Raw genomic sequence first — 7,211 nt, forward strand, 5'->3', positions numbered from 1 at the left:
CGGCGCGAGGCAGGGCATCGGCACGGTGGAACTCCTGGAGCTGATCACCAGGGGCTTCCCCACCCCGCTGGAGCGCGAGGCGCCCCTGGTCACCACGGTCGACGGCAAATCGCGCGAGCTGGCGCCGTGCGACCCGGGCGGTCCGCTGGTCGCCGAGGTGGTGAAGACCTCCTCCGACCCCTACGTCGGCCGGGTCTCCCTCGTCCGGCTCTTCTCGGGCACCCTGCGGCCCGACGAGACGGTGCACGTCTCCGGGCACGGGCTGGCCGACCGGGGCCACGAGGACCACGACGTCGACGAGCGCATCGGCGCCCTGTCGACGCCGTTCGGCAAACAGCAGCGGCCCGTGACGCACGCCGTCGCGGGTGACCTCGCGTCCGTGGCGAAGCTCGGCCGCGCCGAGACCGGCGACACCCTCTCGGCCAAGGACGACCCACTGCTGATGACGCCGTGGGAGATGCCCGACCCGCTGCTGCCGCTCGCCATCCAGGCGCACAGCAAGGCCGACGAGGACAAGCTCTCCCAGGGTCTGGCCCGGCTGGTCGCCGAGGACCCGACGATGCGCCTCGAACAGAACCAGGACACCCACCAGGTGGTCCTGTGGTGCCTGGGCGAGGCCCACGCCGATGTCGCCCTGGAGCGGCTGCGCAGCCGGTACGGCGTCCAGGTCGACGTCGTGCCGCACCGGGTCTCCCTGCGGGAGACGTTCGCGAACAGGTCGGCGGGGCGCGGCCGGCACGTCAAGCAGTCCGGCGGGCACGGCCAGTACGCGATCTGCGAGATCGAGGTGGAGCCGCTGCCGGGCGGCTCGGGCATCGAGTTCGTCGACAAGGTCGTCGGTGGGGCGGTGCCCCGGCAGTTCATCCCGTCGGTGGAGAAGGGAGTCAGGGCCCAGGCGGCCAAGGGCGTCGCCGCCGGTTACCCGCTGATCGACGTCCGGGTCACGCTGCTGGACGGCAAGGCGCACTCGGTGGACTCCTCCGACGCCGCGTTCCAGACAGCCGGCGCACTGGCGCTTCGGGAGGCCGCGGCGGACGCGAGGATCCATCTGCTGGAGCCGGTGTCCGAGGTCAGCGTGCTGGTCGGCGACGACTACGTAGGCGCCGTGATGAGCGACCTGTCCGGGCGGCGCGGCCGGGTGCTGGGCACCGAACAGGTCGGCAACGGGCGCACGCTCGTACGGGCCGAGGTGCCCGAGATCGAGATCGGCCGGTACGCGGTCGACCTTCGGTCGCTGTCGCACGGCACGGCCCGTTTCGACCGCCGCTACGTGCGGCACGAGCCGATGCCGCCGCAGGTCGCCGACCGGGTCAGGCAACAGGAGCGCGAGGCCTCGTAGTTGACGCGCCCGGCGCACAACCGGGCGGCAGCGCAAGGCTGCGGAACGCTTAGCTCCGCAAAGTCGCGGAACAGGCGGGCGGCTTCGGCCGTCCGTCTCCGTGTGCCGGTGGGTGCGGATACGCTGATGACCTGATCAACAGGTGTGCGGGGCAGGGAAGTCGGGAAGGCCCGAAGGGCAGACGCGGCGGCAGTGGGGGCGGCAGTGACGGACGGATTCGATTTCAGTCCCGGGGCTCAGGTGCCCCTGTCGGGTGCGGCGGGGCAGACGGCGGCTACCTACGCGCTGGCCGCGGCCGCGTACCGGGACGACGAAGTGGTCAAGATCAAGGACGCCGACAACGAATGGCACCAGTCCGTGGTCAAACCCCCGCGCCCGTGGGCGAAGATCTTCCGCCCGCGGCTCGGCGAGGCCTACTCCCGCGCGGTGATCGACCGCATGCTGGGCGCCGGGCGCAAGCCGCTCATCCAGTCCTTCGGCACCGAACCCCAGGTCGTCGTGGAGCACTGCCTGGCGGCCCACCGCATCCGCCGTGAGCGCGACAACTGGCTGACGGCGGTGACGGTGCTGTGCGGGGTGCTCTTCCTGCCCGGGTTCCTGGTGTGGTTGCTGGTGTTCACGCTGCGCACCTCCATGAGCAGGCGGGAGGACAAGCGCGCCGGGCTGCTCGCCACCACCCTGCTGGTCGCCATGGCCGCGCTGGCCGCGTTGTTCCTGATCAAGATGCCGTTCCACGGCTTCTGGGCGTGGTACGCGCGCGCGGCGGTCGTCATGCCGGTGATCGGCTGGTTCTGGGCCCGGCAGATCTGCGAGCGCACCGCGCGGGACCTGCGGGAGCGCTGGGAGAGCCTGCTGTCGGGCGGGGGCGTGGGCGCCAAGATCCCCGAGGCGGTGCCCGGGAGCCCCGGCGACGCGGCCGAGCAGGTCCGCAAGGAGCTCGCCCGGCTCAGCGCCGAGCAGCGGTCCAACTCGGTCTTCTACGCCGGCCCCAAGGGCATACTCGGCATGGGCACGCGGTGGGGCAGCTGGCAGCTGGCGGAGGACCTGGTCTCGGCGGAGCCGGGCAAGGACTTCCACCCCTTCCGCAGCTGGGACGTGATCACCGCGATCCAGGGCGGGCTGGCCATGCTGGAGCGCACCCCGATCAACACCGGCGGCTTCCCCAAGCCGTCCATCACGCACTGGATCGTCACGCCGATCGGGGAGAACGCCAAGGAGGTCTCCCGGCCCAGCGGCACCGACGTGGAGGCGTACACCGTCCGCACCCACGCCATACAGGACATCTGCAACAAGCAGCAGTTCGGCGGCGGAGACCGGCACTACCTCGGCGTGCAGTGGACGCTGTGGGACGGGCACCTGGTGATCACCATGCTGATCACCGTGACGGTGCTGCACGACACCCTGCGCATAGAGGTCACCGGCCATGCCCTGGGCCCGGTCAACCCCCTGTTCAACGAGAAGCCCCCGGCCAAGGAGAAGGAGGTGCAGAAGGCGTTCCGCTTCTGGGAGACCCGCAAGGTGAAGCTGCCCCTGGTCGACACCGACGAGGTGGTACGGCTCGCCGCCCGCGCTCCCCTGACCTCGTACCCGCCGTTCCTCAACTGGCTCGGCGGCAGCCTGACCCTCCCGGAGCCGTTCGGCCTGCGGCACGCCTGGGCCGACCAGCCCTGGCGCCACCGCTTCATGGCCGACGACGCGCTGCGCGCCGCGACCCCCGTGCTGCGGGTGGTGCATGCGGCGGCGCTGAGGACCCTGCGGGAGAACGGGGTGGACGTGGAGAAGTTCGGCACCCGCTCGTCGGTGCTCAGCGGAAACGTGCAGGACGTGGCGCCGAAGAAGGCGGACGTCTACGACGCGTAACTGCCTCCGGCGGTCCGGGCGACGCGACGGGGAGGAGGGTGACCGTCCTGGGGGCTGCGGCCCCCGGATCCCCGCCGGCCTGAGCGGCCTCGCCCTCGAGCTCCACCAAGCTCTTCGAGCGGGGGTGCCACCGGACGGGCTGGTCATGGCCGACGTCGCGCCGGCTCACTCCGCGGGCCAGGCCTCCGCCAGCATCTTCCGGGTGTCGGCCAGCAGCTGCGGCAGCACCTTCGTGTGGCCGACCACCGGCATGAAGTTCGTGTCGCCGCCCCAGCGGGGCACGATGTGCTGGTGCAGGTGGGCGGCGATACCGGCGCCCGCGACCGTGCCCTGGTTCATGCCGATGTTGAAGCCATGGGCCCCGGAGGCGGTGCGCAGCGCCCGCATGGCCTGCTTGGTCAGCTCCGCGAGCTCCGCGGTCTCGGCCTCGGTGAGGTCGGTGTAGTCGGCGACGTGCCGGTACGGCACGGTCATCAGGTGGCCGCCGTTGTACGGGTACAGGTTGAGCACTGCGTACACCTGCTCGCCCCGCCTGACGATCAGGCCGTCCTCGTCGGACTTGGCCGGTATGGCGCAGAAGGGGCAGCCGTCTCCGGCTCCAGGACCGGTCGGCTTGTTCTCGCCCTGGATGTAGGCCATCCGGTGGGGCGTCCACAGGCGCTGGAACGCGTCCTGCGTCCCCACTCCGATCTGCTGCTCCGGCTCACTCGTCATGCTAGGCAGCATATGGCGTCGGCCCCGGGTGCACGGCGAGGCCCCCGGTGAGAGGAGATCACCGGGGGCCTCGCCGTGCGGCCGCTGCGGCTGCCGCTGTCGCGGTTCAGACCTGTGCGCGGTCCTCGACGACCTTCACGATCTTCGCGATGGCCTCGTCGATCGGGATGCCGTTCTCCTGGGAGCCGTCGCGGTAGCGGAAGGAGACGGCGTTGTTCGCCATGTCCTCGTCGCCCGCGATGACCATGAACGGCACCTTCTGCTTCTGCGCGTTGCGGATCTTCTTCTGCATCCGGTCCGAGGAGGAGTCGACCTCGATGCGCAGCTGCTTCTTCTTGGCCTCGGCGGCGAACTTCTCCAGGTACTCCACGTGCGCGTCGCCGATCGGGATGCCGATGGCCTGCACCGGGGCCAGCCACGCCGGGAACGCACCCGCGTAGTGCTCGAGCAGCACCGCGAAGAACCGCTCGATGGAGCCGAACAGCGCGCGGTGGATCATGACCGGGCGCTGCTTGGAGCCGTCGGCGGCCGTGTACTCCAGGTCGAAGCGCTCCGGCAGGTTGAAGTCGAGCTGGATCGTCGACATCTGCCAGGTGCGCCCGATGGCGTCCTGGGCCTGAACGGAGATCTTCGGGCCGTAGAAGGCGGCGCCGCCCGGGTCCGGGACCAGCGGCAGGCCCTGCTTCTCGGCGACCTGGCGCAGGGTCTCGGTGGCCTCCTCCCAGGCCTCGTCGGTGCCGACGAACTTCTCCGGGTCCTTGGTGGACAGCTCCAGGTAGAAGTCGTTCAGACCGTAGTCGCGGAGCAGGTTCAGCACGAAGGTGAGCGTCTTGTCGAGCTCGTCGGCCATCTGCTCGCGGGTGCAGTAGATGTGCGCGTCGTCCTGGGTGAAGCCGCGGGCGCGGGTCAGGCCGTGCACGACGCCCGACTTCTCGTACCGGTACACGGTCCCGAACTCGAACAGGCGCAGCGGCAGTTCGCGGTAGGAGCGGCCGCGCGCGTCGAAGATCAGGTTGTGCATCGGGCAGTTCATGGGCTTGAGGTAGTAGTCCACGCCCTCGTCGAGCTGCATGGGCGGGTACATGCCGTCGGCGTACCAGTCCAGGTGGCCCGAGGTCTCGAAGAGCTTCCCCTTCGTCGCGTGCGGGGTGTAGACGAACTCGTAGCCCTCCTCCTCATGGCGGCGCCGCGAGTAGTCCTCCATGACCCGGCGGACGATGCCGCCCTTGGGGTGGAAGACGGCGAGGCCGGAGCCGATCTGCTCGGGGATGGAGAACAGGTCGAGCTCGTGGCCCAGCTTGCGGTGGTCGCGCTTCTCGGCCTCGGCGAGGAAGTCCAGGTACTGCTTCAGCTCGTCCTTGGACGGCCAGGCGGTGCCGTAGATGCGCTGGAGCATCGGGTTCTTCTCGCTGCCGCGCCAGTAGGCGCCCGCGTTGCGCATCAGCTTGAACGCCGGGATCAGGCGGGTGGAGGGCAGGTGGGGACCGCGGCAGAGGTCCTTCCAGCACAGCTCGCCGGTCTTGGCGTCCAGGTTGTCGTAGATCGTCAGCTCACCGGCGCCGACCTCGACGTCCGCGCCGTCCTCGCTGGAGGCCGAGCCCTTGAGGCCGATCAGCTCCAGCTTGTACGGCTCGTCCGCCAGCTCCTCGCGGGCCTGCTCGTCGGTGACCACGCGGCGGGAGAACTTCTGCCCCCGCTTCTGGATCTCCTGCATCTTCTTCTCGATGGCCTTGAGGTCATCGGGGTGGAACGGCTTGTCGACGTCGAAGTCGTAGTAGAAGCCGTCCTTGACGGGCGGGCCGATGCCCAGCTTGGCCTCGGGGAAGATCTCCTGCACGGCCTGCGCCATGACGTGCGCGGTGGAGTGGCGCAGGATGTTCAGGCCGTCCTCGGAGGTGATCTCGACGCCCTCGACGGTCTCGCCGTCCCTGACCTCGTAGGCGAGGTCCTTCAGCTGGCCCCCGACGCGGGCGGCGACGATCGAGCGCTCGCCGGCGAAGAGGTCGGCGGCCGTAGTGCCCGTCGTCACCGTGCGCTCTTCCCGCTCGGAATCGCGTTGGATGATCACACGGACGTCTGACACCGGTCTCTCCTGACTGCAGGTGGGGTGCGGCGCCATACCGGGAGCGCGCGCAATAAGCGATCGTACCGACCCAGGGCCGCCGACCGCGAAACGGTCTTCCCCGCCCGCGCTCAGTCGCGGTCCCCGCCCTCGCCCGCATCCCCGAAGAAGTCGGTGTCGTCCGCGTCCTCCTGCAGCGACTTCATCAGCCGGTCCCGCTCCTCGTCGTCCACCTGCACGGGCGCCACCTCGCAGGCGCCCGTGAGCCGGCGGAAGCCGCCCCGGCTCTCCAGCCGGCCGAGCACCCGCACCGGCAGCCCGACCAGGTGGGCGTGCCCGGCGATCCGGTAGTCCTCCTCCGCCAGGGCCACACGGACGTACGGCACCTCGGCGCCGGAGATCACCCGCAGCCGTACGGTGCCCTCGCCGTGCGGCTGAGACCTGCGCAGCCGGACCACGGTGCCGGTGATCCGCACCGGCACGGAGGGCTCCGCGCGCAGATAGCGGGCGCCGGCCTCGCGCAGCACGGGCAGGTCGCCCGGCGAGAACTCGACGGTCCCGGCGGCGCAGTCCACGGGGACGCCGGCGGCGGGCGCCCACTCGACCGTGATCCGGGCTCCCTCGGTGCCGCGCACCAGTGCGACCAGCGCCTCGGTGAGCTCGCGGCTGGCGCCGACCCGGACGGCGCCGTCGAAGGCGTCCAGGGCACCGGTGGCCCGCCGGTAGTCGATGGCCTCGCGCACCGCGTACAGGGCCTGGTGCAGACGCACGGCGAGCGGACGGGCCGGGGAGACCGGCACGAAGGCGGTCAGGCTGCGGCCGCCGGCCGCGGAACCGACGAGGACGTGGTCCAGGGAGGCGGTGGCCGAGCGCCGGTGCCGGGCGCCGTGATAGCCGGCCCGGGCGCGGGTGGCGAGCGCGGCGGCCAGCNNCCGGCACGTCCCGCCACCAGTGGATCTCGTCGCTGGGCACGGCGAGCGCGAGCAGCACCGCCCGGGCGGACGGCGTGCCGCTGCGGGCCAGGGCGTCGAGCGCCTCGCCGAGCAGGTCGTCGCTGTCGGGGAAGGCGCGGCTGACGGGCACCAGCAGGCTCGTCCCTGCGCCGCCCGGTCCCGGCGGGGTCCAGCGGCCGTAGCGTCCGGCGGCTCCGCCGCGCCGCTGCCAGCCGTGCCGCAGCAGCAGGGCGCCGAGCACGGCGGGGTCGACGTCGGCGGGCCGGGGAGGGCGGTCCCAGGG

The 7,211-nt window shown here is 71.4% G+C and carries 4 protein-coding genes and 1 pseudogene; 2 read left to right on the plus strand and 3 right to left on the minus strand.

Annotated elements, in window-relative coordinates; all coding sequences use genetic code 11:
• On the plus strand, positions 1-1,339 hold a 1,339-nt coding region (locus BZY54_RS54220), incomplete at its 5' end, for an elongation factor G (protein WP_244217662.1).
• A 204-nt stretch (positions 1,340-1,543) separates the two neighbouring features.
• Positions 1,544-3,199, plus strand: a complete 1,656-nt coding sequence (locus BZY54_RS45370; protein WP_086731199.1) for a hypothetical protein — start codon at positions 1,544-1,546, stop codon at positions 3,197-3,199.
• Positions 3,200-3,364: 165 nt separating this feature from the next.
• On the opposite strand, the gene BZY54_RS45375 is transcribed toward BZY54_RS45370, so the two are convergent.
• The 3 genes and pseudogenes from BZY54_RS45375 to BZY54_RS45385 all read right to left on the minus strand — a co-directional run.
• The gene (locus BZY54_RS45375) at positions 3,365-3,925 is read right to left on the minus strand and encodes an HIT family protein (RefSeq protein ID WP_086731197.1); all 561 of its coding nucleotides are present in this window, start codon (positions 3,923-3,925) and stop codon (positions 3,365-3,367) included.
• Between the two features lie 94 nt (positions 3,926-4,019).
• Positions 4,020-5,996, minus strand: a complete 1,977-nt coding sequence (thrS, locus tag BZY54_RS45380; RefSeq protein WP_086731198.1) for a threonine--tRNA ligase — start codon at positions 5,994-5,996, stop codon at positions 4,020-4,022.
• Positions 5,997-6,106: 110 nt separating this feature from the next.
• Positions 6,107-7,211, minus strand: a pseudogene (locus BZY54_RS45385) (hypothetical protein); the annotation flags it as partial.

Origin of the sequence: Streptomyces carpinensis, from assembly GCF_002154505.1 — a bacterium.
GTDB lineage: Bacteria > Actinomycetota > Actinomycetes > Streptomycetales > Streptomycetaceae > Streptomyces > Streptomyces carpinensis.